Genomic DNA, 23,228 nt, shown 5'->3' with positions numbered 1-23,228 from the left:
ATCTGATGCGTCAGTTAAATCCATAAACAAAAGGCCTCGCAAAATCGAGCCGCGAGGCGCCCTGCCGGAAAGATAGCTGACTTGTCAGCTAAATGCAAGGTGGGATTTGGTATGACTACCGAATCACCTTCTGCACCAGGCTGACGCCGACCGCCAGCACGGCAATCAGCGCCAGCGCGCGAAAGTGGTCGAGGTTGGCCAGTAGTGCGGACTGCTGGCCCAGCGCCTGCGCAATCTGTGCCAGCGCCATTTCCGCCGCGCGGTTCGGATCGACCGACGCCGACAATGCCGCCGCGTGCTGCGCCAGCGTTTCCTGGAACTGCAGGCTGTTCGGATGGATCCGGTCGTGGAGCGTGCTGTAGTGCATCGTGGTCAGCCACTGCTGGCCCACCGTGGCGACGGTCACCCCCAGCGCCGTCCCCATCTGCCCGAGCATGTTCTTGCTCTGCTGCGCATGCGAGAACACCGATTCGTCGTACGCCACGCCGCTAAAGGTCTGCATGGCCGTGACCGGAATCATCGTCATGATGAACACCCCGTAGAGCGCCAGCGCGGGCAGCACGTGCACCCACAGGTCCGGCGCCGGCGGCATCCGGCTCATCAGCCAGGCCGACCCGGCCAGCGCCAGGAACCCGGCCACGAAGTACTTGCGCGGGCTGGGCCAGCGCGGCAGCAGGCGCGTCATCGTCATCCACGTCACCACGCCGGCGGCCAGGCCCATCGCGTAGAACTGCCCGGCGGTGGCCCACGAATGCCCCAGCGACCGCTGCAGCATCACGGGCAGCAGGTAGCCGTTGGCGCCCAGCGTGACGTAGCAGAACGTGAAGAGCGTCAGGCCCGCCAGGTAGCGGGGTTCCACCAGGCTGCGCAGCGCCAGCAGCGGCCGATCGCTGCCCGATTCCAGCAGCACGAACGCCACCAGTGCGCCCACGCCCACCACCGTGCCCAGCAGCAGCCACAGGCGGTCCGCGTAGAAGTCGTAGTAGGAGCGCTGCAGCACGTACAGCACCAGGAAGCTGCCCACCGCCAGCGCCACCAAGCGCAGCGGCCGCGCGCCGGAGCGCTGCGCGGGGGCCACCGTGCCCTCGGGCAGCACGCTGATGGCCGGCAGCGCCGCCAGCGCGGCGGCCGCGGCCAGCCAGAAGATCAATGGCCAGCGGTCGGCCGTGACAATCAGCGACGCCAGCCACGGCGCGACGGCCATGCCCACGCACACGCCCGACACCAGCGCCGTGATGCCCGTAAAGCGCGCGGGACCCGGCGGAATCAGGTTCACCATCAGCCGCGACGACGTGACCATGCCGGCGCACCCCAGCGCCGTCACCATGCGCCCGACCAGGAATTCCTGATAGCTGCCGGCATGGGCGCACAGGATGGCGCCGGCCGCCGTTGCACAGAGCGCACCCTGCACATAGCGCCGCCAGCCCACGCGCTCCACGACCCAGCGCTGCAGTGCGATGGCCACCACCGCCACGCTGGCGTAGGCCGCCGCCACCGTGCTGTATTCCTCGGGGCTCGCGCCGATCTCGCCCATGATGGGCGTGGCGGCAAAGGCCACCATGCCGCCCTGCAGGAAGTCGATCAGCGTCAGCGCGCCAATGGCCAGCAGCAACAGGTGCCGGGGGATAGCTGTCTGCATCGCGTTTGTCTCCTGGCGGCTCTCTTCGACCTAGCTGTTCTCTGCCACGATCCGGCGCACCAGTTCGTCGGCCTGCGCCATTTCGTCGGCGAACACCGTGGTGCGGTAGTTCTGGCGTCCGGTGTCCACGGCCACCAGCCGCTTGCCGCCGCGCTCGTGCGTATCGATCGACACGTTCATCGAGAGCCCGATCTGCAGCGGATTCGCCGCCACCTCCGCCGGCGTCAGCGCGATGCGCACCGGCACGCGCTGCACCACCTTGATCCAGTTGCCGGTGGCGTTCTGCGCGGGCAGCAGCGCAAACGCGCTGCCGGTGCCGGCGTCCTGCCCGACGATGCGGCCGTGGTACACCACGCCGTCGCCGTACAGGTCCGTGGTCAGCGTGACGGGCTGGCCCAGCCGCACGTCGCGCAGTTGCGACTCCTTCAGGTTGGCCGTCACCCACAGTTCGTTCAGCGGCACCACCGACATCATCGGCACCCCGGCGCTGACGCGCTGCCCCACCTGGACCGAACGCTTGGTCACCACGCCGCCCGCCGGCGCCGGAATGCGCGTGCGCGCCAGCGCGATGCTGGCATTGCGCACCTGCGACGCAGCCGCCAGCACATCGGGATGCGACGCCACCGACGTGCGCTCCACCAGCGCCTGGTTGCGCTTGAGCTGTTCCATGGCCACGGCCAGCGCCGCCTTTGCGGCGCGTACCTCCTGCGTGGCGTGGATCAGTTCCTCGCCCGAGATCGCGCCCGAGGCCACCAGCGCCGAGCGGCGCGAGAGATTGTCCTGCGCGCGCGCCAGGTCCACCGAGCGCAGTTCCACGTTGGCGCGATCCTGGCCAGCGGCGGCAAACTGGCCGCGTACCTGCCGCACCGCGCGCGCCAGTTGCGCCTGCGCGGCGGTCAGCGCAAGCTGCGCGTCCACGCCATTGAGTTCGACCAGCGTCTTGCCCGATGCCACCAGGTCCGTGTTGTCGGCCAGGATGGCCGTGACCACGCCGCCCACCTGCGAGGTCACCTGCACGACGTTGCCTTCGACATAGGCGTTCTCGGTGGATACCTGCTGGCGTCCGAACTGCAGGTGATAGCCGATGGCCCCGATCACGGCGATGGCGGTAACGGACAGCGCCACCATGCGCCACGGCTTGCGCGGGGGAATCGGGGCCGGTGCTACGGGTTCTGTTGCCGGCGGCGTGTTTGCGGCGTTCTGCTGGCTGGCCGGATTCATGATGCATTCCTTGTTGACGGGGTGGCTGCGGATGCGTATCCGCCACCGAGTGCGCGGATCAGTTCCAGGTGCAACGACTGCTGCTGCGTCTCCAGGTCGATCAGAAGCTGCTTCTGGTTCAGCACCTGGCCTTCCGCCGACAACACCTGCAGGTAATTGCCCACGCCGCTGCGGTAGCGGGCCACGGACATGTCATACGCCTCCTGCGTCAGCCGCAGCGCCTCGCGCTGCTCGCCGGCGCGCTCGGCCAGCCAGTGCAGCGACACCAGTTGATTGACCACATCGTGCAGCGCCGTGATCAGCGTGGCGTTGTATTGCTCGACCGCCGCGTCGTATTCGGCGTGCCGCACGCCCAGATTCGCGCGCAGGCGGCCGCCATCGAAGATCGGCAATGACAGCGCCGGGCCAATGCCCATGGTGCGGCTGCCCGCCGTGAAGAAATCGGACAGGCTCAGGCTCTGCAGCCCGGCAAAGGCAGTCAGGCTGATGTTCGGATAGAACTGCGCCTTGGCCGCCTTGATCTCCTGCCCGGCCGCTTCCACGCGCCAGCGCTGCGCCACCACGTCCGGGCGCCGGCCCACCAGTTCGGCCGGCAACGATGCCGGCACGGCCTCGTCGAACACCGTGCGCAGTTGCGGGCGGCCGATCCTGGCACCGGCATCGGGCCCCTGCCCTGCCAGCGCGGCAAGCTGGTTGCGGGTCAGCGCGATGACTTCATTGATGGCCGCCAGCCGTTCGCGCGTGGCCGGCAGCGCGGCTTCGGCCTGCTTCATGTCGAGCCGCGAATCAAGCTGCGCGGCCACGCGCTGCTGCGTCAGCGCCAGCGTGTTCTGCCGCTGGCGGTAGGTGTCCTCGGCCAGTTGGCGCAGCGCGTGCGCGGCGTCGAGCCGCAGGTAGGCGTGCACCACCGATGTGGTCAGCATCAGTTCGGCGGCGTGATAGTCCACCTCGGCGGCCCGCGCACGGTCCAGCGCCGCGTCGAACGTTGCCTGGTTCTTGCCCCAGAAATCGAGTTCGTAGCTGAGTCCAAGCTGCAGGTCGCTGGCCCATTTCCAGCTACCCGCCAGGGGCTTGGGTGCCAGGCCGTTTTCGCTGAAGCGCTGGCGCGTGGTGCGTCCGAACAGATTGGCCTGCGGCGACAGCGCGGCTTCAGCGCCGCCCGCCAGCGCCTCGGCCTGGCGCACTCGCGCCGCCGCCACGCGCAGCGATGGCTGCCCCGCCAGCGCCGCTTCCACCAGCGCATCAAGCTGCGGGTCGCCAAAGGTCCGCCACCAGGCACGCTCGGGCCATGCGGCCGGCGACACACGCGCCGCCGCCAGCGACTCGCTGGCCTCCAGCCGGTTGGCATCGTCGACCCTGGCCTGGGTTTTGAGCCCGTTCATGCTGGCGCAACCGACCAGCGACAGGACCACGGCCATGCAGCCAAGCTGCCGCAGGGCCGGAACGGCACGCTGTGCCACTGCCATTACCACCGCCGTCGTCCTTGCCGTTCGTGTCATCGCCCACCCTCATCCGTTCGCCAACGCGTATGACAAGCGTACAAACGCGGGACCGGCCGCACCAGCCTACGGACAGGTGACGCCAACTCCTACATAGGCATCGCGTACTCATACTGGGGTATGACGGCGGGTCCCTCGCAATTGCCGGCAACTGGCGCTAGCATTGAACAAGCATCGGCGACGCCACGCCGACAGCCCGCGCCGGTGGCGCCCGCGTCTCGTGCAAGGCGCGTGGACCATCGGTCATCCAGCGAAGTCGAACGCATTCCACGCATCCGCAAAAGGCCGCCGCGACCATGCCACATGCCATCGATGTCCCGCCGCAAACCGTTGGCAAGTGGCAGGAAATTGTCAATCTGGTCGCGGACATGATGGGCGTGCCGTCCGCGCTGATCATGCGCACGCGCCCGCCAGCCATCGAGGTGCTGGTAGCCAGCGAGAGCCAGGGCAACCCCTACGAAGCCGCCGAAACCGCGCCGCTGAATTCGGGGCTGTACTGCGAGACGGTCATGAGCGAGCAGCGGCTGCTGGTGGTGCCCGACGCCTTGCAGGACGACGCCTGGAAGTCGAATCCCGACATCGGGCTGGGCATGATCTCGTACATGGGCCTGCCGATCCGCTGGCCCGACGGCGACGTCTTCGGCACCATCTGCGTGCTCGACAGCAAGAAGAACGCGTACAGCGACCTGTTCATGCGACTGCTCGGCCTGTGCCGCGACATCCTCGAAGCCGACCTGAACCTGCTGATGTCGCTGGACCGGCGGCTGCACGAGCACGAGGCCAAGATCCAGCGGCTGGTCGATGCGGACATCATCGGCATCTTCATCTGGGAGATCGACAGCCAGACCATCGTCGAGGCCAACGACGCCTTCCTGCGCATCGTCGGCTACGACCGAGACGACGTGGCGGCGCGGCGCCTGCGCTGGACGGCACTCACGCCGCCCGAGTGGCTGGAGCGCGACCTGAGCACGCGGCTGCCCGAGCTCAAGCGGGCCGGCCGGCTGCAGCCGTTCGAGAAGGAATACGTGCACAAGGACGGGCACCGGATACCGGTGCTGATGGGCGTGGCGCGCTATGGCGAGGAAGGCAACCAGGCCGTGGCGTTCATGCTCGACCAGACCGAGCGCAAGGCCGCCGAGGCCGAAGCGCGCGAGAGCGACCGCCGCCATCGCGAGATCCAGGTAGCGCTGGCGCACGCCAACCGCGTCACCACCATGGGGCAGCTCACGGCGTCGATCAGCCACCAGCTCAAGCAGCCGATCAGCGCCTGCGCGATCAATGCCGATGCGGGGCTGCGCTGGCTGGGCCGCGCCGCGCCCGACCTGGAAGAGGCACGCCAGGCATTCCGGCGCATCGGCAAGAATGCCCGCACGGCCGGCGAGATCATGACCCACATCCGCGAGCTGTTCAAACACGCGCCGCTGGAAAAGCAGCCGGTGCAGATCAACGACGCGATCCGCGACGTCATGGTGCTGACGCACGCCGAGGCCATCAGGCACGAGGTGACCATGCAGGCCGACCTGGCAACGGACCTGGCGCCGGTGCAGGGCGACCGCATACAGCTTCAGCAGGCCATCCTGAACCTGATCGTCAATGCCATGGAAGCCATGAGCACGCAGAAGGTCGGCCCGCGCAAGCTCACGGTGCGTACCGCCACGCACGCGCCCGATGCCGTGACGGTGACCGTGACCGACACCGGTCCCGGCGTCTCGCTGACATGCGCCGAGGAAGTCTTCGAACCGTTCCACACGACCAAGGAACACGGCATGGGCATGGGGCTGGCCATCTGCAGGTCCATCGTGGAAGCCCACGGCGGAAGCCTGCGGCTGTGCGACGCCGGCACGCCCGGCGCCACTTTCGAATTCACGCTACGCACCTGGCCCGGCTGACGCACCGGCCGCCGCCCACGCCGGCACGGTGAACTGCACCACGGCGCCCCGGGGGTCGTTGGCACTGACCCATAGCTCGCCCCCGTGCGCGTCGATGATCGAGCGGCAGATCGACAACCCCATGCCAAGCCCCGTGGCCTTGGTGGTGTAGAACGGGGCGAAGATCCGTTGCGCCGTATCGGGCGCGAACCCCGGCCCCGAATCGCGTACCGCCACCACAACCCGGCCGGCATCCGACGCGCCAGTGCTCAGGTGCAGTTGCCGCTCGCCATCGCCGATCTCGTTCATCGCTTCGAGCGCGTTCAGGATCAGGTTCAGCAGCACCTGCTGCAGCTCCACGCGGTCGCCTTCGATCCACGGCAGGCCATCGCTCAACGCGGTCTCGACGATGGCGCCGCACTTGCTGGCCTCGCCGCGCGTGAGCCCGATGACTTCCAGGATGGCCGCGTTGATATCCACCGGCTCCTTGCGCGGCGGGGCGTTGCGGATCATCGCGCGGATCCTGCCCAGCACATCGCCGGCGCGGTTGGCGTCCTTGACGATGCGACCGATGGCCTGCCCGGCTTCGTCCAGGTTGGGCGTCTGCGCGCCCAGCCAGCGCAGCGCGGCCTGCGCGTTGGTCACGGTGGCCGCGATCGGCTGGTTGATCTCGTGGGCGATCGACGCGGCCAGTTGCCCCATCGTGGCGATGCGGTTGGCGCGCGCCAGTTCGGTCTGCACCTCGCGATAGCGCCGTTCGCTGTCGCGGATGCGGTCCTCGGCCTGCTTGCGCTCTGTCAGGTCGAGCACGAACGCCACGCCCTTCTTGCCGCCCGTCTCGAACGCGGCAAGCCCCACGATCACAGGCACCCGACTGCCGTCCTTGCGGATGTACTCCTTCTCGTAGGGCTGGGCGCGGCCCGTGCGGCGGGCCTCCATCAGCGCATGCGCACTGCCCTGCCGGTATTCCTGCGGCGTCAGGTCCACCCAGCGCACACGGCCGGACACCAGGTCGTCGCGCTCGTAGCCCACCATGCGCAGGAACGCGTCGTTGGCTTCATGGATGTCGCCGCTGGCATTCCAGCCGATGATGCCGATGATGTTGGCATCCACCAGGCGCTGGATCTTGGCCTCGCGCTCCGCCACATCGCGATAGAGCCGCGCGTTCTCCAGCGAGATGGCCGCCTGCGACGCCAGCAGCTTGAGCACGGCGATGCGGCCCGGGCTGAAGGCGCCGGCCGTGAGGTTGTTCTCTAGGTAAAGCGCCCCGACGAGCTTGGCCTGGTTCACCAGCGGCAGGCACAAGATCGATCGCGTACGGTGCTGGCGCAGGTAGGCGTCGGCGCCGAAGGCAGGGTCGGCCGCCGCGTCGTCCAGCAGCACCGGCTCGCGGCTGCGCAGCACGTGGTACAGGATCGACTCCGGCAACACCTCGGCGCTGGCCGGCATGTCGTTCTGCGCGAGCCGGATCGTGTTGCCCACCGTGGTGGCCTCGGCTACCACATGCGGGTCGCCGCACTCCGACACGATCAGCAGCCCACGCGCGGCGCCAGCCTGTTCGATGGCCGTGCGCATGACCATGCCGATCAGCTTGTCCAGCACGATGTCGCCGGACGCGGCCTGCGACACCCTGATCACGGTAGCCAGATCGAGCTGCTCGACCGGTGCCGCGATGGTATCGGTGGCGCCGTGCACGGGCTCTGTGGTGCGCAGGTACGGATGGCTGGCTTCCAGATGCCGCACCTTGCCGTCGGCGCCCCAGCGCATGTAGCCGTAGCGCGCGTCCTGCAGATAGACCCGTGCAACCTTGGCCAGCCCGCGCGCCGCGTAGAACCGCGACGCCAGTTCATTGGCCAGCGCCTCGATATGCACGAACCCGTTGTCCTGCGCCAGCCGGATCGACTGCTCGTAAAGCTGCTCCGCTTCCGCCGGGCGTCCGTCCAGCCGTGCGATCTCGGCATCGACCAGCGCCGCCCGGCTGCCAAAGTTCTCGGGACAGCAATCGTCCGCCCACACGCGTAGCTGGCGCTGGTGGGCAGCCAGCGCGTCGCGATGGACCGGGTCGTCGGGCTTGTCCGCGCAACAGGCCGCCCGGGTCAGGGCCGCATAGAAGTGATACTCGGCCTCCTCGTAGAACAAGCTCGACGTCCAGAGCAGCCGCTCCGCATTGGTCGCGGCCAGCAGCGCGCTGGCGCAATCGCCGGCCAGATAGCGCGCCTGCAGCTTGCGCACCCAGTACCAGCATTCGGCCAGTGCCAGGTCGCTGCTGCCGCCCAGGTGATCTTCCATGGCGGCCTCCGACACATGGCCGTCGTCGAAGCAACCGAAGTTCGGCGTCAAGCCACGCAGCATGCGGATCGACGCCAGTTGCGTGCCGATGAAATCGACCACCAGGCCAAAGCGCACGCGCTCCGCGTAGGCAAGGCCGCGCTCGGCCTCCACCTGCACGTCGGCCAGCGGCTCGCCGGCAAACAGCAAGTCCGAGTTGAGGCTGTTGCCCGCGTAGGCGCCGTACGGCAGATCGCCAATGCGATTGGCTGCCGCGAACGCGCGGCGCAGCAGTTCGCGGCACAGCCGCACCGGCTTGAGCCAGCGCACCACGAAGATCGAGAAGCACAGATAGGTCTTGGCCTCGAAGCGCCGCAAGCCGCGCCGGTCCACGAGGTCGCAGCCCAGTTGGCCGAAGCGCAGGCCGGCCTGGTAGTCGCCAAAGCGGCGGCCGGCAACGCGCCCGACATTGGCATAAAGCACGCACGACGCATCGCAGTTACCGTGCAGCAGGCTCAGGTTGACCGCCTTGCAGATCGTCAGGCATGCCAGGTTGGCATCGGTCTGCAGCGCCGGCGCGAACAGCTTGCTGAGCGCCTCGACCGTGCCCAGCCAGGCCGGGTCGTCCATCAGCGGCAGGTCGATCAACGACTCGATGGGGCGCTCGCCCAGTTGTTGCCAGATCACGTCGTATTCGCCGCGCACCGCGTCGTCGTCCGGATGCGGCGACCAATCGATGCCGACATGGCGCAGGTAGTCGAGGCACACCTGCACGGCGCGGTCACTGCGGTCCAGCACCAGATAGACATCGAGCTGCAGGCAGGCTACCAGCGCTCGTTCCACGGTGGTGCGGGCGCGCCCGGACAGCGCGATCAGGCGCGCGTCGGCAGCATGCAGTTGCCCGGTCAGGAACTCGCATTCGGCGCGGTTCAGCGCCAGGCCGAAAGTCAGATCGTGCGGCGCTGTTCCTCCATCGTCGCCATCCTCGCCCAGCAAGTCAGCACCCGCCACCAAGTAGGCCAGCGCCGAGGCATAGGCCGTGGATGCCTTGGCGCGCCGACCCGCCACCAGGTTGAAGCCGGCCAGTTGTTGGCGCTCCTCGGGCGCCGTGATCTGCGCGGCGCCCCGGTTGAGCTGGCCGACGATCTCAAAAATTGCTTCCTCCAGCCTGTCCTGCGGCGTCTGCGCGGCCAGCAGCCGGCCAATCCGCAAATGCGCGTCCACGCGCGACGCAGCCGGAATCAGCGAGTACGCCGCCTCGTGCACACGGTCGTGGACAAACGCGTAGCAGCCCTCGCGCCGCTCCACCAGCTCCTGGCGCACCGCCTCCCACATGTCGGCGTGCAGCGCGCGCTCCGGACAACCCAGCACGCTGCGCAATGTGGCCACCGTGGCCACGTTGCCCAGGCAGGCCAGTTTCTGCAATGCCTGCTGCGTCGGTTCGGGCAGGCGCGCCAGCTTGCCGACCATCAGGTCCACCACGTTGTCGGTGTAGCCCTTGGCGTGGATGCGCTCGGGGTTCCAGCGCCACTGGCGGGTGCCGTGATCGAACACAAGCAGCCCTTCCTCCACCAGCGCGTGCAGGAACTGGATCACGAAGAACGGATTGCCGGCCGTCTTGTCCTGCACCAGCCGCGCCAGCGACGCCACGTGCGCCGGACTGGCGTGCAGCGCCTCGGCGATCAGTTGCTCGATATGCCCGGCCGCCAGCGGCGCCAGCGTGATCTCGTCGATGCGGGCGCCCGAACGGCAAATCGCCTGCAGCTTCACCGCCAGCGGGTGCGTGGCGTCCACCTCGTTGTCGCGGTAGGCGCCGATCAGCATCAGGTGGTGCATGTCGGCGCCGGTCAGCAGGTCTTCCATCAGGTCGAGCGTTGCCGCGTCGAGCCACTGCAGATCGTCCAGGAACAGCGCGAGCGGATGCTCGGGCCGCGCGAACACGCCGATGAAGCGCCGGAACACCAGCAGGAAGCGGCGCTGCGCCTGCTGCGGCTCCAGGTCGGGCACCGGCGGCGGCTCGCCGATGATGTGCTTCAACTCGGGAATCAGGTCGGTCATCAGCCGCGCGTTGGGGTCGAGTGCCTCCAGCAGCGCGGCGCGCCAGCTTGCCAGTTCGGCGTCGCGCTTGCCCAGCAGCGTGCGCACCAGGCCCTGGAATGCCTGCACCAGCGTGGAATACGGGATGTTGCGCTTGTACTGGTCGAACTTGCCCGCCGCGAAGATGCCCCGTGGCGGCACCAGTACCTTGTGCAGCTCGTTGACCACCGACGATTTGCCGATGCCCGAGTAGCCGGACACCAGCACCAGTTCCGGCGTGCTGCTGCGCACAATGCGCGCGAACGCCTCCACCAGCGTGCCGACTTCGCGCTCGCGGCCATAGAGCTTTTCGGGAATCAGCAGCCGGTCCGGCGTGCCGTGCTCGTCCAGCGGGAAATCGTCGATACGGCCCTGGCGCCGCCAGTCTTCCAGGCAGCGCAACAGGTCGCGCTCCACGCCGGACGCGGTCTGGTAGCGGTCCTCGGCGGTCTTGGCCAGCAGCCGCATGACGATGCGGGACACCATGCCGGGGATGCCCTCGACGCGCTCGTCGGGTGGCATGGGCACCCGCGCGATATGGCAGTGCACCCATTCCATCGGGTCGCTGGCCGTAAATGGCAGCGCGCCGGCCAGCATCTCGTAGAGCGTGACGCCCAAGGCATAGAGATCGCTGCGCGAGTCGATCGAACGGTTCATGCGCCCGGTCTGCTCGGGGGCCATGTAGGCCAGCGTGCCGGCAATGGTCTCGGGCGGCTCCGGCGCCTGGCGCTCGCGCGGCAGCCGCGAGGCCAGCCCAAAGCCGGTCAGGCGCGGCTGCCCGTCATCACAGTCGACCACCACGTGGGTGGGCTTCAGGTCCTTGTGGACGATATCGCGCTGATGCAGGCGGCCCAGCGCGGCGGCAATGCCGCAGCCAAGCCGCAGCGCATCCTCCACGCGCATCGGCTGGCCCAGCAGTTTCGACAGCGGCTGGCCGCCGGGGTCGCGCAGCACCAGCGCGGTCTGGCCGCCCCGGCGCACCAGCGACAGCGGTTGCACCGCCCATGCGGCGTCCAGTTCGTCACGGAGATCGAATTCGTGCGCCAGCCGCTCCAGCGTGGCGGGCGACGGATGCTCGACAGCAGGCCGCGCCACCAGGACATGCCGTGTGTCGCCGTCATCGAGGCGCTCGCGGCAGAACACGCGCTCGCCATCGTCCCAAAGGATCTGGAGTGTGTCACCCATCGGCACCGAAACCCTGGCCGTTCCAATGCCGACATCGCATTGCATGCCTGCGGAATCAGGCACCTACCCAGCATATACCACCGCCCTGCCGGCACCAGATGTTCCCGGCGGGCGGCGCGCGCTCAGGCCGCCATTTTTTCCGGCATGGCTTCGGCGGCATGGGTGCCGATGCCGACCGTCGGATTCAGGTCGAGCGCGCGGATCTGCGCGGTCATGAAATCGACGAAGACGCGGATGCGGCTGGGCAGGTGCTGGCGGCACAGGTAGCAGATGTAGTGGCCGCGATCGTCGGGCGCCTGCATGCCCAGCGCCATGACCAGGTCGCCGCGCGCCAGGTGCGGCCGGATCTGGTAGCCGGCCAGTTGCGCAATGCCGCGCCCGTCGAGCACGGCGTCCAGCACCAGGTCGGGATCGTTGAACGTGAGCCTGGCCGACGGCAGGTAGCGCCGGGTCTGCCCGTCGACCTGGAATTCCCATTCGGCCATGCAGCCGGTGGAGCGCCGCAGGTTGATGCAGTCGTGCGCGTCCAGTTCGTCCACGCTGGACGGCAGCTTGTGCTTTCTTGCATAGGCCGGCGACGCGCACAGCACGAGCTGCATCGGCACGAGCTGCCGGGCGATGATGCTGGAGTCCTCGATACGTCCGTGCCGGAACGCCACGTCGATCTGCCCGCCGACAAAATCGGCCGGACGGTCGTCCAGCACCAGATCCACCGCGATGTCGGGATACGCCTCGGCAAACCGGCACAGCAGCGGCGCCACCACGCGGCGCCCGAAGTCGGCCGGCGCGCTGATCCGCACCAGCCCGCGCGGCGGGCCTTCGCGCAGGTCCATCAGGTCGCTCACGGCTTCGACGATATGGCCCACGCCCCGGCTGCAGCTTTCGAAGAAGCGCTCGCCCTCGCGCGTCAGTTGCGTGGCACGTGTGGTGCGCGAGAACAGGCGCGTGCTCAGGTGCGCCTCCAGCTTCTGCACGCTGCGGCAGATCGACGAGCGCCCCACGCCCAGCCGTTCCGCGCCCTTGGCAAAGCTGCCTTCGCTGGCCACGGCCATGAACGCGATGATGCCGGCGTAGCTGGTGGCAAAGCACGCATGGAAGGCGTCGGCGGAACTGGCCGTACCGTAGCCAGCGCGGCGCGGGGAAATTTGCGATGGATTCATGGTGGATGCCCTTCTTCCCTGGTTGGCGCCGGTGCACCGTTTGCGATTTCACCGGCCATGGCACAAGGGTAGTCGCGCATGCCTGCAACGCCATACTACGCATCGGTCACGATGGTCCTACATAGGCTTCGGGCACTCATACACAGGTATGCCCCGGCCCGCGCGGCGGCGCCGCACGTGCGGCATGCGTGGCTCGCGCACCGGGCGGCACGCTTACCAATGGCTCCTATACGTATGTATTATTCTCGGCCGCCACCGCGCCCATTACGCTGAAACAACAGCGCCCGGTGCAGGCGGCGACAACGCCGGCAAGCCAGGCGCCCCCCATGACCCGCAGCCGAGGCAACGTCTTGCGCACCGATCAAGTGGTTTCAATAGTCGATGACGACGAGGAAGTCCGCCTTGCGACGGAAAGCCTTGTGCGGTCCTACGGCTGGCCCACCCGCATGTTCGCGTCCGCCGAGGAATTCCTGCAGTCTGGCCAGATCGCCGACACCTCGTGCCTGATCTCCGACGTGATGATGCCCGGCATGTCGGGCGTGACCATGCACGACCGCATCCGGGCCCTGGGCTATACCCCGCCCACCATCTTCATCACGGCATTCCCGACGGCCGACCTCAAGGCCAAGGCCATGGCCAATGGCGCGCTGGCCGTGCTGGACAAGCCCGTGGACGCCAACGCCATCGGCTACTGGCTCAGCGTGGCGCTGCCCCAGCCCTAGTGCTGGCAAGCTGGCAACGGCTACCCCGCATTGGCGTCGAGCAGCGCCGATTTCCTGACCAGGTCGGGCACCGAGCGCGAGCCCATTTTTTTCATGACCTGCCCACGGTGGATCTTGACGGTGATTTCGCTGAGATTCAGCTCGGCCGCAATCTGCTTGTTCATCAGGCCACTGACCACGAACGCCATGACTTCGCGCTCGCGCGGCGTGAGCGAACTGTAGGCGGCCCGCAGCTGCACGGTGGATTGTTCGGCGGCCAGGCGGTCGCCGTCGCGCGTCAGTGCGTTGGTCACGGCGTCGAGCATGTCCTGGTCGCGGAACGGCTTGGAGAAGAAATCGACGGCGCCGGCCTTCATCGCCTTCACCGTCATGGCGATATCGCCGTGCCCGGTAATGAAGACGATCGGCATGCGCACGCCGCACCGGGCCACCTGCTCCTGGAACGCCAGCCCGCTCTCGCCGCGCAGGCGCACATCGAGAATCAGGCAGCTTGGCACCTCGTCCTTGGGAAACGCCAGGAATTCCTGCGTGGATTCGAAGGTCTCCACACGCAGCCCGATCGACCGCAACAGCCCGCCAAGCGCCAGCCGGATCGACTCGTCATCGTCCACGACATAGGCAATGCGCTGCCCGGCGGCATTCGGCTGCGACTGCGACAGCGAACTCATTTCGCCTCCTTGACCTCACCATCCGAGGTGATGGAGGAATTGTAGGAAATCCAGCGCCTCACGGATTTCACCGAAACCCGTGCAATCGCGACACGTACAAGGAAGGCGCCCGCCCGGGTGCCGCATGCGGTACAGCGTGGATGCAGGACTACGACGCGGCGTCGCCCCGCACGGCCGCCTCGATCTTCGCCACGTCGATTTTCTTCATGGTCATCATGGCCGCGAACGCGCGTTTGGCCACGGCGCGGTCGGGGTTGGTGTACGCGGACGTCAGCACGCGCGGCGTGATCTGCCACGACACGCCCCAGCGGTCCTTGCACCAGCCGCATTCGCTTTCCTTGCCGCCGTTGCCCACGATGGCATTCCACAGCCGGTCGGTTTCCGCTTGGTCGTCGGTCGCGATCTGAAACGAGAACGCCTCGCTGTGCTTGAAAATCGGGCCGCCGTTGAGGCCGATGCACGGAATGCCGGCGACGGTGAACTCCACAGTCAGGACTTCGCCCTCCTTCCCGTCGGGATAGTCGCCGGGTGCGCGATGCACCGCACCGACCTTGCTATCGGGAAATGTCTCGGCGTAGAAATTGGCGGCGTCCAGTGCGTCGTGTTCGTACCACAGGCAAACGGTGTTCTTGGCGATCATCCTGTCACTCCTTGGGGGTCGTGCGGCGATAGAGTTACCGCCACCAGCATAGTCACCCCACCAAGGTTACGCCCCCACCGTTACGAAAAGACGCAGGGTGTCCACATTGGGCGCCGCCACCCGATCACGACCATCCGCCCCCGAGTGCGCGGAACGCCGACACGGCTGCGCGGGCGTTGTCGGCGCGCACGCGGGCCTGCTGGTCTCGCGACGCCAGCAGTTGCCGGTCTTCGTCCAGCACCTCGAACAGGCTGACCGCCCCGCCCTTGTATGCGAGCTCCGACGCATTGCGGGCGCGTTCGTGCGCGCCGACTTCCTTGTCGAGTTCGTGGCTTTGCGCGTCGAGCTGGGTCAGCGTGATCAGTGCGTCTTCCACATCGGCCGTGGCTTGCAGCATCGCGCGGCGATAGTTGGCCAGTGCCTCGGCATGCGCGCCCTTGGCCCCGGCCACCTCGGCGTCGACGCGCCCGAAATCGAACAGCCTCCAGCGCAGACCCGCCGTGGCGGCTGGCTGGAATGCCTGCGCGGTGAACAGCTTGCTGGCCGACAGGCTTTCGAAACCCAACAGCGCCGACAGCGAAACCTTGGGGTAGTACTCGGCCGTGGCCACGCCGATGCGCGCATTCGATGCGGCCAGCCGGCGCTCGGCCGCGATCACGTCGGGGCGGCGCTGCAGCAGGTTGGCGGGCCCCTGCGCCAGCGCCACCTGTGGCACGCGCAACGCGGCGGGCTGCGCACGCAGTTCGGCCGCATAGGTGCCCGGTTGCGCGCCCATCAGCACGTCCAGCCGGTTTAGCTGGGTTTCCAGTTCGATGCGCAGCGGCGGAATCGTGACGCGCGTCTGCGCCACTTGCGCTTCGGCCTGCGCCTGCTCGCGCTCCGCGCCGATGCCGTCGGCCAGTCGCAGCCGCACCAGGTCCAGCAAGCGCTGGTTCGTATCGACCTGCTGTTCGGCAATGGCGATGCGGCTTTGTGCGGCACGCACGCGGAAGTAGGCGTCGGCCGCCTCGGCCGCCACCAGGATGCGCACGCCCAGGTGGTTGGCTTCGGCCGCCTGCAGTTCCGCATTGGCAGCCTCGGCGCCCCGGCGCAGCCCGCCAGCAATGTCGATTTCCCAGGTCGCTGCCGCACCCACCGCGTAGAGCGTCTGCCCGCGCTTGTAGCCGGGCAGCGTGCTGCCGATCTTGCCCAGCGGGCTTTCCAGCGACTGCCGTTGCTTGGCTACATCGCCATAGGCGCCGCCCTGCGGCAGCAGCTCGGCGCCCGCGAAATTGGCCGCCGCGCGCGCCTGCTCCACACGCGCTATGGACGCCGCCATGTCCAGGTTCTGGTCCAGCGCTCGCTGCACGATGCCCGTCAGCACCGGATCGTCAAAGCCTTCCCACCACGTGTCCAGCGAGACCGGCTGCCGGGCGTCGTTGACGGGCGCCACCTCGCCCGCATGCCGGTATGCCTGGGGCATGTCCGCCTGCGGCGCGCGGTAGTCCGGCCCCACGGCGCAGGCGGCCAGCCCGAACATCGCCGCCACCGATAGCGCCAGGGTTGCCCGGCTCGTCCATCCCGTTTGTCCGGCTGCTGACTGCTCTGTCATCTCAAAACTCACTTGCATGTTGATAGTTACTAGCCTAGACTAACTTTCATATTGATAGCAACATGTTTTTTGCGGAATCCTTGTTATGCGGAAAACATCACATAAGCATTCGGCCTGCCCCACGGCGCGCGCCATCGAGCGGGTGGGCGACACGTGGTCCGTACTGATCCTGCGCGAGGCGTTCTATGGCGCCACGCGCTTCGACGACTTCCAGAAACGGCTGGGCATTGCGCCCAACATGCTCACGCGGCGCCTGACCAAGCTGGTCGACGAAGGGCTGCTGGAGCGCCGCGCGTATAGCGCCCATCCGCCACGTGACGACTACGTGCTGACTGCCCGGGGCCGCGATTTCCGCCCGGTGCTGCTGATGCTGATGGACTGGGGCACGCGCCATTTCGCCGACCAGGCCGACACCGTGCAACTGGTGGAGCGTCAGAGCGGCCGTGCCGTGCGCGTCGCGCTGGTCGACGCCGATACGGGCCAGCGCATCACCGAAGCCGATCACTACATCGCGGCCGGCCCCGCCGCCAGCCCGGCACTGCGCGCCCGCCTGGATCGCTCGATCGAGGCCCAGCCCCCCGCCCATGGCACCCCTGCCCAAATCACCCTGCCCGCGCCTGCCGCGAGCGATCTCAAGTAAAACGGAGCGATTTTCATGACAAGCAGCACCACGACCGCCGACCGCGCCCCCGCCGAGGCCGCACCCACGAAGGCCGGCATCGGCAGGAAGGCCCTGGCGATCCGCGCCGGCTGCGCGCTGGTTGCCCTGGTCGCCGCCGGCTATGGCTACCACTGGTGGGCTGACGGCCGGTTCATGCAGGAAACCGACGACGCCTACGTGGGTGGCGACGTGACGCTGATTGCCGCCAAGGTGCCCGGCTACCTGATCGAGGTGCTGGTAACCGACAACCAGGAAGTGCATGCCGGCGACCTGCTGGCACGCATCGACGACCGCGACTACCGCGCCGCGCTGGCCAAGGCCGATGGCGCCGTGGCGTCGCAACAGGCGCTGATCGTCAACCTGGACGCCCGCGCCAGGCTGCAGGACGCCGTGATTGCCGAGGCGCGCGCCAACGTGGCGGCCACCGATGCCGAAACGGTACGTGCCCGCGACGACCAGACGCGCTATGCCAGCCTGGTGGCCAAGTCCGCCGTGTCGATCCAGAGTTCGCAGAAGGCCGATGCCGATTTCAAGCAGTCGGTAGCCAACGGCCAGAAGGCCAAGGCCAGCGTCGAAGCCGCGCGCCGCCAGCTCGACGTGATCGCCAGCCAGAAGCAGCAGGCCGAGGCATCGCTGGCCCAGGCTAGGGCCGAACGCGATATCGCGCAGCTCAATGTGGGATACACCGAGCTGCGCGCGCCCGTGGACGGTACGGTGGGCAACCGTCGTGCACGCGTGGGCGCCTACGCGCAAAGCGGCGGGCAACTGCTGTCGATCGTGCCGGCCCGCGGCCTGTGGGTCGACGCCAATTTCAAGGAAGGCCAGCTTGCCCATATGAAGCCCGGCATGCGCGCCACCATCGTGGCCGACGTCATGCCAGGGAAAGTGTTCCATGGCCGTGTACAGAGCCTGGCGCCGGCCACCGGTGCCCAGTTCAGCGTGCTGCCGCCGGAAAACGCCACCGGCAACTTCACCAAGATCGTGCAGCGCGTGCCGGTGCGCATCGTGCTGGACGAGGCCGACGCGCGGCTTGGCGTGCTGCGCCCCGGCCTGTCGGTGGTGGCGGAGATCGATACCCGTGCCGATACCCGTGCAGCAGCGGTGCCGAGCAAGTCATGAGCAGCGCAGTCTCCACAGCCGCAGCCGCACCGGCGGCTCCCGTAAAGCTCGCTCCGCCGCCCATACTGCCGCCGTCCGCGCTGCCCATCGGCACCAAGGTGCTGGCGTTCGGCACGATGTGCGTGGGCATGTTCATTGCCCTGCTCGACATCCAGATCGTTTCCGCGTCGCTGCGCGACATCGGCGGCGGGCTGTCCGCCGGCACCGATGAAACCGTCTGGGTGCAGACCGCCTACCTGATCGCCGAGATCATCGTCATTCCGTTGTCGGGCTGGCTGTCGCGCGTGATGTCCACGCGCTGGCTGTTCGCTGCCTCGGCCGCCGGGTTCACGTTCACCAGCCTGCTGTGCGGCCTGGCCTGGAACATCCAGAGCATGATCGCGTTCCGCGCTGCACAGGGCTTTCTGGGCGGGTCGATGATTCCGATGGTCTTCACCACCGCGTTCGCGTTCTTCGAAGGACGCCAGCGCGTGGCCGCCGCCGCCATCATCGGCGGGCTGGCGTCGCTGGCGCCCACGCTGGGCCCCACCATCGGCGGCTGGATCACCGACAACTTCTCGTGGCACTGGCTGTTCTTCATCAATCTGGTACCGGGCATCTTCGTGATGGTGGTGGTGCCGATGCTGGTGAAGATCGACCACGCGGACTGGTCGCTGCTCAAGGGCGCGGACTATCCCGGCATCGTGCTGCTGGCGCTGTTCCTAGGCTGCCTGGAATACACGCTGGAAGAAGGCGCGCGCTGGGACTGGTTTGGCGACCCGACCATCGTGGCCACGGCATGGATCTCGGGCATCGCGGGCATCGGCTTTCTGTGGCGGTCGCTGACGTTCGCCAATCCCGTGGTGGATCTGCGCGCGCTGAAAGACCCCAACTTCGCGCTTGGCTGCTTCTTCTCGTTCGTCACCGGCATCGGCATCTTTGCCACGATCTACCTGACGCCGCTGTTCCTGGGACAGGTGCGCGGCTACAGCGCGCTGCAGACCGGGCTAGCCATCTTCTCCACGGGCCTGTTCCAGGTGATGTCGATTCCGATCTACTCATTCCTGGCCAACCGCGTGGACTTGCGGTGGCTGCTGATGTTCGGGCTAGCGCTGTTCGCGCTGTCGATGTGGAGCTTCGCGCCGATCACGCACGACTGGGGCAGCACGGAACTGCTGCTGCCGCAGGCGCTGCGCGGCATGGGCCAGCAGTTTGCCGTGGCACCCACGGTCACGCTGACGCTGGGCGCGTTGCCGCCGGCCCGGCTGCGGCTGGCGTCCGGGCTGTTCAACCTGATGCGCAACCTGGGCGGCGCCATTGGCATTGCCGCGTGCGCGACCATCCTCAACGACCGCACCAACCTGCACTTCCTGCGGCTGGCCGAGCAGTTGAACATCCGCAATGAATCGATGGCGGCGTTCCTGAACCAGTCGGCATCGCACTTTTCGGCGCTGAGCAACGAGGTGGGCGACGGCAACGCGGCAGCCATCCGCCAGCTCTGGGCGCTGACCATGCGCGAGGCCCACACGCTGACCTATGCCGATGCGTTCCTGGTCATCCTGGTCTGCTTTGTCGTGGCGATTCCGCTGGTGCCGCTGATGCGCAAGATCGCCCCGCCCAAGGCGCCATCGGCCGATGCCCACTGACCGAATGCCGCCGCGCCACTACACTAGCCACTGGCCACAAAAACAGGAGACTGCATGACAACCGCACAAACCCAACCGAAGGTTGCGCTGGTCATCGGCGCGGGAGACGCCACCGGCGGCGCCATCGCCCGGCGCTTTGCCCGCGAGGGCTACATCGCCTGCGTCACGCGCCGCACCGCCGACAAGCTGCAGCCGCTGGTCGACAGCATCCGCGCCGAAGGCGGCCAGGCGTTCGGGTACAGCAGCGACGCGCGCCAGGAAGAAGCCGTGGCGCAGTTGTTCGAGCAGATCGAGGCCGAGCACGGGCCCATCGAGGTGCTGGTCTTCAACATCGGCGCCAACGTGCCATGCAGCATCCTGGAGGAAACGCCGCGCAAGTACTTCAAGATCTGGGAGATGGCCTGCTTCAGCGGATTCCTGAACGCGCAGGCCGCCGCGCGCCGCATGGTGGCGCGCGGGCGCGGCACCATCCTGTTCACCGGTGCCACGGCCGCGCTGCGCGGCTCGGCCAACTTTGCCGCGTTCGCGGGCGCCAAGCATGCGCTGCGCGCGCTGGCGCAGAGCATGGCGCGCGAGCTGGGGCCGCGCAACGTCCACGTGGCCCACGTGATCGTGGACGGCGCCATTGACACCGCCTTTATCCGCGACACGTTTCCGGAGCGCTATGCGCTGAAGGACCAGGACGGGATCCTGAATCCAGACCATATCGCCGAGAACTACTGGTACCTGCATACCCAGCCGCGCGATGCCTGGACGTTCGAACTCGACCTGCGCCCGTACATGGAACGCTGGTAAGCCAACAGCAGGGTCTCAGATGCGCAGGTCGGCCAGCATCTGCGCCGCCAGGAAGTCGCACGGCGGGCGGTCGGACCCGGCGCTGCGCGCCAGCACCACGTCCAGCGCGGGAAGCGGCGGCAGCCCGTCGGACTCTCCCAGCACCGCCAGGTGGGACGGGATGCTGCAGCGCGCCAGCGGCGCCACCGCCAACCCGGCCTCGACCATGCTGACCAGGCCCAGCAGGCTCGGGCTTTCATACGACATCCGGTAGCGAATGCCGGCCTGCTGCAACGCGGCAACGGCATGCGCGCGCGCCGCGCTACCGGGCGCGAATACGGCAATCGGCAGCGGGCGTTCCTTCCACACGGGCCGGCCACCGCGCGCCGCCACCCAGGCCATGGGCTCCTGCCGGATCGTTTCGCCGGTCACGCCCCGGGTCTTGGTCAGGCAGGCCAGGTCCAGCGTGTTGTCCTTGAGCAAGGGAATCAGGCCATTGCTGGGCATGCCGATCACGCGGATTTCCACACGCGGATGCGCGGCCGCGAACTTGCGCAGCACCGTGGGCAGCAGTGACGACGCGTAGTCGTCAGGCACGCCGATCGTGACCCGCCCCCGGATCTCGGGCCTGGCCACGGCCGCCCAGGCTTCCTCACGCATGGCCAACATGCGCCTGCCATAGTCGACCAGTGTGCGGCCGTCCTCGGTTAGCGCCACATTGCGGGTGGTGCGCACGAACAGCGGCTTGCCAAGCACGTCCTCGATCGTCTTGATCTGCATGCTCACGGCCGACGGCGAGCGGTGCAGCGACTCCGCCGCGCGGGCAAACGACCCGGCTTCGGCCACGGTCACCACCATTTCCAGTACATCGAGATCGAGCTTTTTCATCGCATCGGGTAGATCAGAAAACCTGAACAATGCGCTCAATATATCCCGTTTTACTTATTGATCGGCGGCTTCGATACTGGCGGCCATAGGCGAACGGACTGAACGAGTGGACGCGATGCGGACGATGTACGAATTCCTGGCGGTGGGCGGGCTGCTGGCGGTGACGCCCGGCCCCAACATGGTCTATGTGATGGCGCGCTCGGTCTCGCAGGGCACCCGGGCCGGGCTGATTTCCCTGGCCGGCGTGATGCTGGGCTACCTGACCTATATGCTCGGCGCCGCGTTCGGCATCAGCGCACTGTTCCTGGCCATCCCCAGCGCCGGGCGCGTGCTGGGCCTCTGCGGCGCCTGCTACCTGCTGTATATGGCCTGGCAGATGCTGCGGCCGGGCGGGCGGTCGCCGCTGGAGGTGCGGGCCGTGGCCAGCGAGCCGCCGCGTCGCCTGTTCGCGCTGGGCGCCATGACCAGCCTGCTCAATCCCAAGCTGGCGCTGGTCTTCCTGTCGATCCTGCCGCAGTTCATCGACCACCGGGCCGGCAGCGTGCTGGGCCAGACGTTGACACTCGGGCTGGCGCTGACCGTGGCGTTTGCCGGCGTCAATGCGCTGGTGGCGATGTCTTCGGGCCGTGCTGCCGCGCTAATGACCGGACGCCCGCGCTGGCTGCTGGCGCAGCGCCTGGTGGTCGGCGCCTTCCTGGCGGTATTGGGGTCTAAGCTGGCGCTCGATGTCTGGCACTGGCCAGGCTAGACCGGCCAGGTCCGGGCGCGCGCCCGCCAACAGATAACGACGGCTGGTTTCCAGGAACAGCGAACAGACGGCCACGGGAAGCGTCATGCGAATACCTTGAGACGAAGGAAATCGATATCGCGTCCGTCGGACGCGGCGTCCGGTGCCGCCCGAACGGGCTGGCACCGATGACATCGATCCTATCGGCCAAGGCGCTTCCTGGCTGCTGTACATCAGGCTCACCCGTTTCAGCCCGATGCTTATCCGTCTCATCCGTTCGGATAGGGTAATACCGACCCTGGCTGGGCCGCCGCTATCCGAACAGTCGGCTTCGTCGTCGATGCGGCGCGGCTTACCGCGCGGGCTTGACCTGGGCGATCACCACCAGGATGACCGCCGCATTGGCCGGTTGCTGGCTTTGCGCGTACACGGCGCGGGCGTGGCCGGCACGCTCGCCCAGCACATCGGCGAACAGGTCCGACGCGCCATCGATCACGGCCGGCTGGCTGACCATGCCCGGGGCGCTCGTCACGTATCCCTCTACCCGCACGATGTGGTCGAGCCGCTCGAAGCCGCCCAGGTGCGCGTTGATCTGCGCCAGCACATTGAGCGCGGCCAGTTCGGCTGCCTGCTTGCCCTGCTCCACGGTCAGGTCTTGCCCGACCTGGCCTTGCCAGACCACCTTGCCATCGCGCAGCGGCAACTGGCCCGAGATGAACAGCAGGTCGCCGGCCTGGCTTACGGCGGTGTAGCTGCCCAGCGGCTGGGGGGGCGAAGGCAGCGTCAGGCCGCGCGCGGCCAGTTTCGATTCGACGGACATGGTGGCTCCTGGATGGGGTGGATACTTGCTGTCGGCGCGGTCGGCCGCGGCGTGGAACCCACTATAGGCGGCGGCCA

17 protein-coding genes are annotated in these 23,228 nt (G+C 67.8%); 7 read left to right on the top strand and 10 right to left on the bottom strand.

Annotated elements, in window-relative coordinates; translation table 11 throughout:
- Positions 1 to 115: 115 nt before the first annotated feature.
- From MFF62_RS12540 to MFF62_RS12530, 3 genes are read right to left on the bottom strand one after another with little or no spacing between them, the layout of a single operon-like run.
- Complete coding sequence (locus MFF62_RS12540; protein WP_238263436.1) at positions 116 to 1,639, bottom strand: MFS transporter; 1,524 nt, start codon at positions 1,637 to 1,639, stop codon at positions 116 to 118.
- A 30-nt stretch (positions 1,640 to 1,669) separates the two neighbouring features.
- The gene (locus MFF62_RS12535; RefSeq protein WP_238263435.1) at positions 1,670 to 2,860 is read right to left on the bottom strand and encodes an HlyD/EmrA/EmrK family protein; all 1,191 of its coding nucleotides are present in this window, start codon (positions 2,858 to 2,860) and stop codon (positions 1,670 to 1,672) included.
- Positions 2,857 to 4,326 carry an efflux transporter outer membrane subunit gene (locus tag MFF62_RS12530; protein WP_238263434.1) on the bottom strand — a complete coding sequence of 490 codons (1,470 nt, stop codon included), beginning with the start codon at positions 4,324 to 4,326 and terminating at the stop codon, positions 2,857 to 2,859. Before MFF62_RS12530 ends, MFF62_RS12535 begins: the two co-directional genes overlap by 4 nt.
- A 329-nt stretch (positions 4,327 to 4,655) precedes the next feature.
- On the opposite strand from MFF62_RS12530, the gene MFF62_RS12525 reads away from it, so the two are divergent.
- Positions 4,656 to 6,248: an ATP-binding protein gene (locus MFF62_RS12525; RefSeq protein WP_238263433.1), complete on the top strand. Its 1,593-nt coding sequence runs from the start codon at positions 4,656 to 4,658 to the stop codon at positions 6,246 to 6,248.
- Here the strand turns inward: MFF62_RS12525 and MFF62_RS12520 are convergent.
- Entirely contained in the window at positions 6,228 to 11,756 is a 5,529-nt protein-coding gene (locus MFF62_RS12520) for an AAA family ATPase (protein ID WP_238263432.1), read from the bottom strand. The two genes, MFF62_RS12525 and MFF62_RS12520, sit on opposite strands and share 21 nt — an antisense overlap.
- Positions 11,757 to 11,878: 122 nt before the next feature.
- Positions 11,879 to 12,916, bottom strand: coding sequence for a LysR family transcriptional regulator (locus tag MFF62_RS12515; RefSeq protein WP_238263431.1), 1,038 nt, complete (start codon positions 12,914 to 12,916; stop codon positions 11,879 to 11,881).
- A 326-nt stretch (positions 12,917 to 13,242) separates the two neighbouring features.
- Here MFF62_RS12515 and MFF62_RS12510 point away from each other — a divergent pair, with 326 nt between their 5' ends.
- Positions 13,243 to 13,638 carry a response regulator transcription factor gene (locus tag MFF62_RS12510; RefSeq protein ID WP_404990737.1) on the top strand — a complete coding sequence of 132 codons (396 nt, stop codon included), beginning with the start codon at positions 13,243 to 13,245 and terminating at the stop codon, positions 13,636 to 13,638.
- Between the two features lie 20 nt (positions 13,639 to 13,658).
- Here MFF62_RS12510 and MFF62_RS12505 read toward each other — a convergent pair whose 3' ends face one another.
- The 3 genes from MFF62_RS12505 to MFF62_RS12495 all read right to left on the bottom strand — a co-directional run bounded on the left by MFF62_RS12505 (position 13,659) and on the right by MFF62_RS12495 (position 16,537).
- Positions 13,659 to 14,306, bottom strand: coding sequence for a response regulator transcription factor (locus MFF62_RS12505; RefSeq protein WP_238263430.1), 648 nt, complete (start codon positions 14,304 to 14,306; stop codon positions 13,659 to 13,661).
- Between the two features lie 148 nt (positions 14,307 to 14,454).
- Complete coding sequence (locus MFF62_RS12500) at positions 14,455 to 14,946, bottom strand: VOC family protein (protein WP_238263429.1); 492 nt, start codon at positions 14,944 to 14,946, stop codon at positions 14,455 to 14,457.
- A gap of 124 nt (positions 14,947 to 15,070) precedes the next feature.
- Positions 15,071 to 16,537 carry an efflux transporter outer membrane subunit gene (locus MFF62_RS12495; protein WP_238263428.1) on the bottom strand — a complete coding sequence of 489 codons (1,467 nt, stop codon included), beginning with the start codon at positions 16,535 to 16,537 and terminating at the stop codon, positions 15,071 to 15,073.
- An 85-nt stretch (positions 16,538 to 16,622) separates the two neighbouring features.
- On the opposite strand from MFF62_RS12495, the gene MFF62_RS12490 reads away from it, so the two are divergent.
- From MFF62_RS12490 to MFF62_RS12475, 4 genes are read left to right on the top strand one after another with little or no spacing between them, the layout of a single operon-like run.
- Positions 16,623 to 17,177: a winged helix-turn-helix transcriptional regulator gene (locus MFF62_RS12490; protein ID WP_238263427.1), complete on the top strand. Its 555-nt coding sequence runs from the start codon at positions 16,623 to 16,625 to the stop codon at positions 17,175 to 17,177.
- Between the two features lie 15 nt (positions 17,178 to 17,192).
- The gene (locus MFF62_RS12485) at positions 17,193 to 18,317 is read left to right on the top strand and encodes an HlyD family secretion protein (RefSeq protein WP_238263426.1); all 1,125 of its coding nucleotides are present in this window, start codon (positions 17,193 to 17,195) and stop codon (positions 18,315 to 18,317) included.
- Complete coding sequence (locus tag MFF62_RS12480) at positions 18,314 to 19,942, top strand: DHA2 family efflux MFS transporter permease subunit (protein WP_283205335.1); 1,629 nt, start codon at positions 18,314 to 18,316, stop codon at positions 19,940 to 19,942. The genes MFF62_RS12485 and MFF62_RS12480 overlap by 4 nt, the downstream gene beginning before the upstream one ends.
- Before the next feature lie 54 nt (positions 19,943 to 19,996).
- Positions 19,997 to 20,737 carry an SDR family oxidoreductase gene (locus tag MFF62_RS12475; RefSeq protein WP_238263425.1) on the top strand — a complete coding sequence of 247 codons (741 nt, stop codon included), beginning with the start codon at positions 19,997 to 19,999 and terminating at the stop codon, positions 20,735 to 20,737.
- Between the two features lie 15 nt (positions 20,738 to 20,752).
- Here the strand turns inward: MFF62_RS12475 and MFF62_RS12470 are convergent, their stop codons facing one another.
- Positions 20,753 to 21,604: a LysR substrate-binding domain-containing protein gene (locus tag MFF62_RS12470; RefSeq protein ID WP_238263424.1), complete on the bottom strand. Its 852-nt coding sequence runs from the start codon at positions 21,602 to 21,604 to the stop codon at positions 20,753 to 20,755.
- 115 nt (positions 21,605 to 21,719) lie between these two features.
- Between MFF62_RS12470 and MFF62_RS12465 the strand changes: the two genes are divergently transcribed.
- Positions 21,720 to 22,352: a LysE family translocator gene (locus tag MFF62_RS12465; RefSeq protein ID WP_238263423.1), complete on the top strand. Its 633-nt coding sequence runs from the start codon at positions 21,720 to 21,722 to the stop codon at positions 22,350 to 22,352.
- A gap of 331 nt (positions 22,353 to 22,683) precedes the next feature.
- Here the strand turns inward: MFF62_RS12465 and MFF62_RS12460 are convergent, their stop codons facing one another.
- Positions 22,684 to 23,151: a RidA family protein gene (locus MFF62_RS12460; RefSeq protein ID WP_238263422.1), complete on the bottom strand. Its 468-nt coding sequence runs from the start codon at positions 23,149 to 23,151 to the stop codon at positions 22,684 to 22,686.
- Positions 23,152 to 23,228: the final 77 nt, after the last annotated feature.

It is taken from the genome of Cupriavidus pauculus, from assembly GCF_022179805.1.
Classification (GTDB): domain Bacteria; phylum Pseudomonadota; class Gammaproteobacteria; order Burkholderiales; family Burkholderiaceae; genus Cupriavidus; species Cupriavidus pauculus_E.
Note: the sequence above shows the minus strand (reverse complement) of the source record. Positions and strands in the feature narration are given on the sequence as shown.

Bases quoted from the DNA above. Each gene is read 5' to 3' on its own strand.
- MFF62_RS12540 (WP_238263436.1), bottom strand. From the start codon at position 1,639: ATGCAGACAGCTATCCCCCGGCACCTGTTGCTGCTGGCCATTGGCGCG.
- MFF62_RS12535 (WP_238263435.1), bottom strand. From the start codon at position 2,860: ATGAATCCGGCCAGCCAGCAGAACGCCGCAAACACGCCGCCGGCAACA.
- MFF62_RS12530 (WP_238263434.1), bottom strand. From the start codon at position 4,326: ATGGCAGTGGCACAGCGTGCCGTTCCGGCCCTGCGGCAGCTTGGCTGC.
- MFF62_RS12525 (WP_238263433.1), top strand. From the start codon at position 4,656: ATGCCACATGCCATCGATGTCCCGCCGCAAACCGTTGGCAAGTGGCAG.
- MFF62_RS12520 (WP_238263432.1), bottom strand. From the start codon at position 11,756: ATGGGTGACACACTCCAGATCCTTTGGGACGATGGCGAGCGCGTGTTC.
- MFF62_RS12515 (WP_238263431.1), bottom strand. From the start codon at position 12,916: ATGAATCCATCGCAAATTTCCCCGCGCCGCGCTGGCTACGGTACGGCC.
- MFF62_RS12510 (WP_404990737.1), top strand. From the start codon at position 13,243: ATGACCCGCAGCCGAGGCAACGTCTTGCGCACCGATCAAGTGGTTTCA.
- MFF62_RS12505 (WP_238263430.1), bottom strand. From the start codon at position 14,306: ATGAGTTCGCTGTCGCAGTCGCAGCCGAATGCCGCCGGGCAGCGCATT.
- MFF62_RS12500 (WP_238263429.1), bottom strand. From the start codon at position 14,946: ATGATCGCCAAGAACACCGTTTGCCTGTGGTACGAACACGACGCACTG.
- MFF62_RS12495 (WP_238263428.1), bottom strand. From the start codon at position 16,537: ATGACAGAGCAGTCAGCAGCCGGACAAACGGGATGGACGAGCCGGGCA.
- MFF62_RS12490 (WP_238263427.1), top strand. From the start codon at position 16,623: ATGCGGAAAACATCACATAAGCATTCGGCCTGCCCCACGGCGCGCGCC.
- MFF62_RS12485 (WP_238263426.1), top strand. From the start codon at position 17,193: ATGACAAGCAGCACCACGACCGCCGACCGCGCCCCCGCCGAGGCCGCA.
- MFF62_RS12480 (WP_283205335.1), top strand. From the start codon at position 18,314: ATGAGCAGCGCAGTCTCCACAGCCGCAGCCGCACCGGCGGCTCCCGTA.
- MFF62_RS12475 (WP_238263425.1), top strand. From the start codon at position 19,997: ATGACAACCGCACAAACCCAACCGAAGGTTGCGCTGGTCATCGGCGCG.
- MFF62_RS12470 (WP_238263424.1), bottom strand. From the start codon at position 21,604: ATGAAAAAGCTCGATCTCGATGTACTGGAAATGGTGGTGACCGTGGCC.
- MFF62_RS12465 (WP_238263423.1), top strand. From the start codon at position 21,720: ATGCGGACGATGTACGAATTCCTGGCGGTGGGCGGGCTGCTGGCGGTG.
- MFF62_RS12460 (WP_238263422.1), bottom strand. From the start codon at position 23,151: ATGTCCGTCGAATCGAAACTGGCCGCGCGCGGCCTGACGCTGCCTTCG.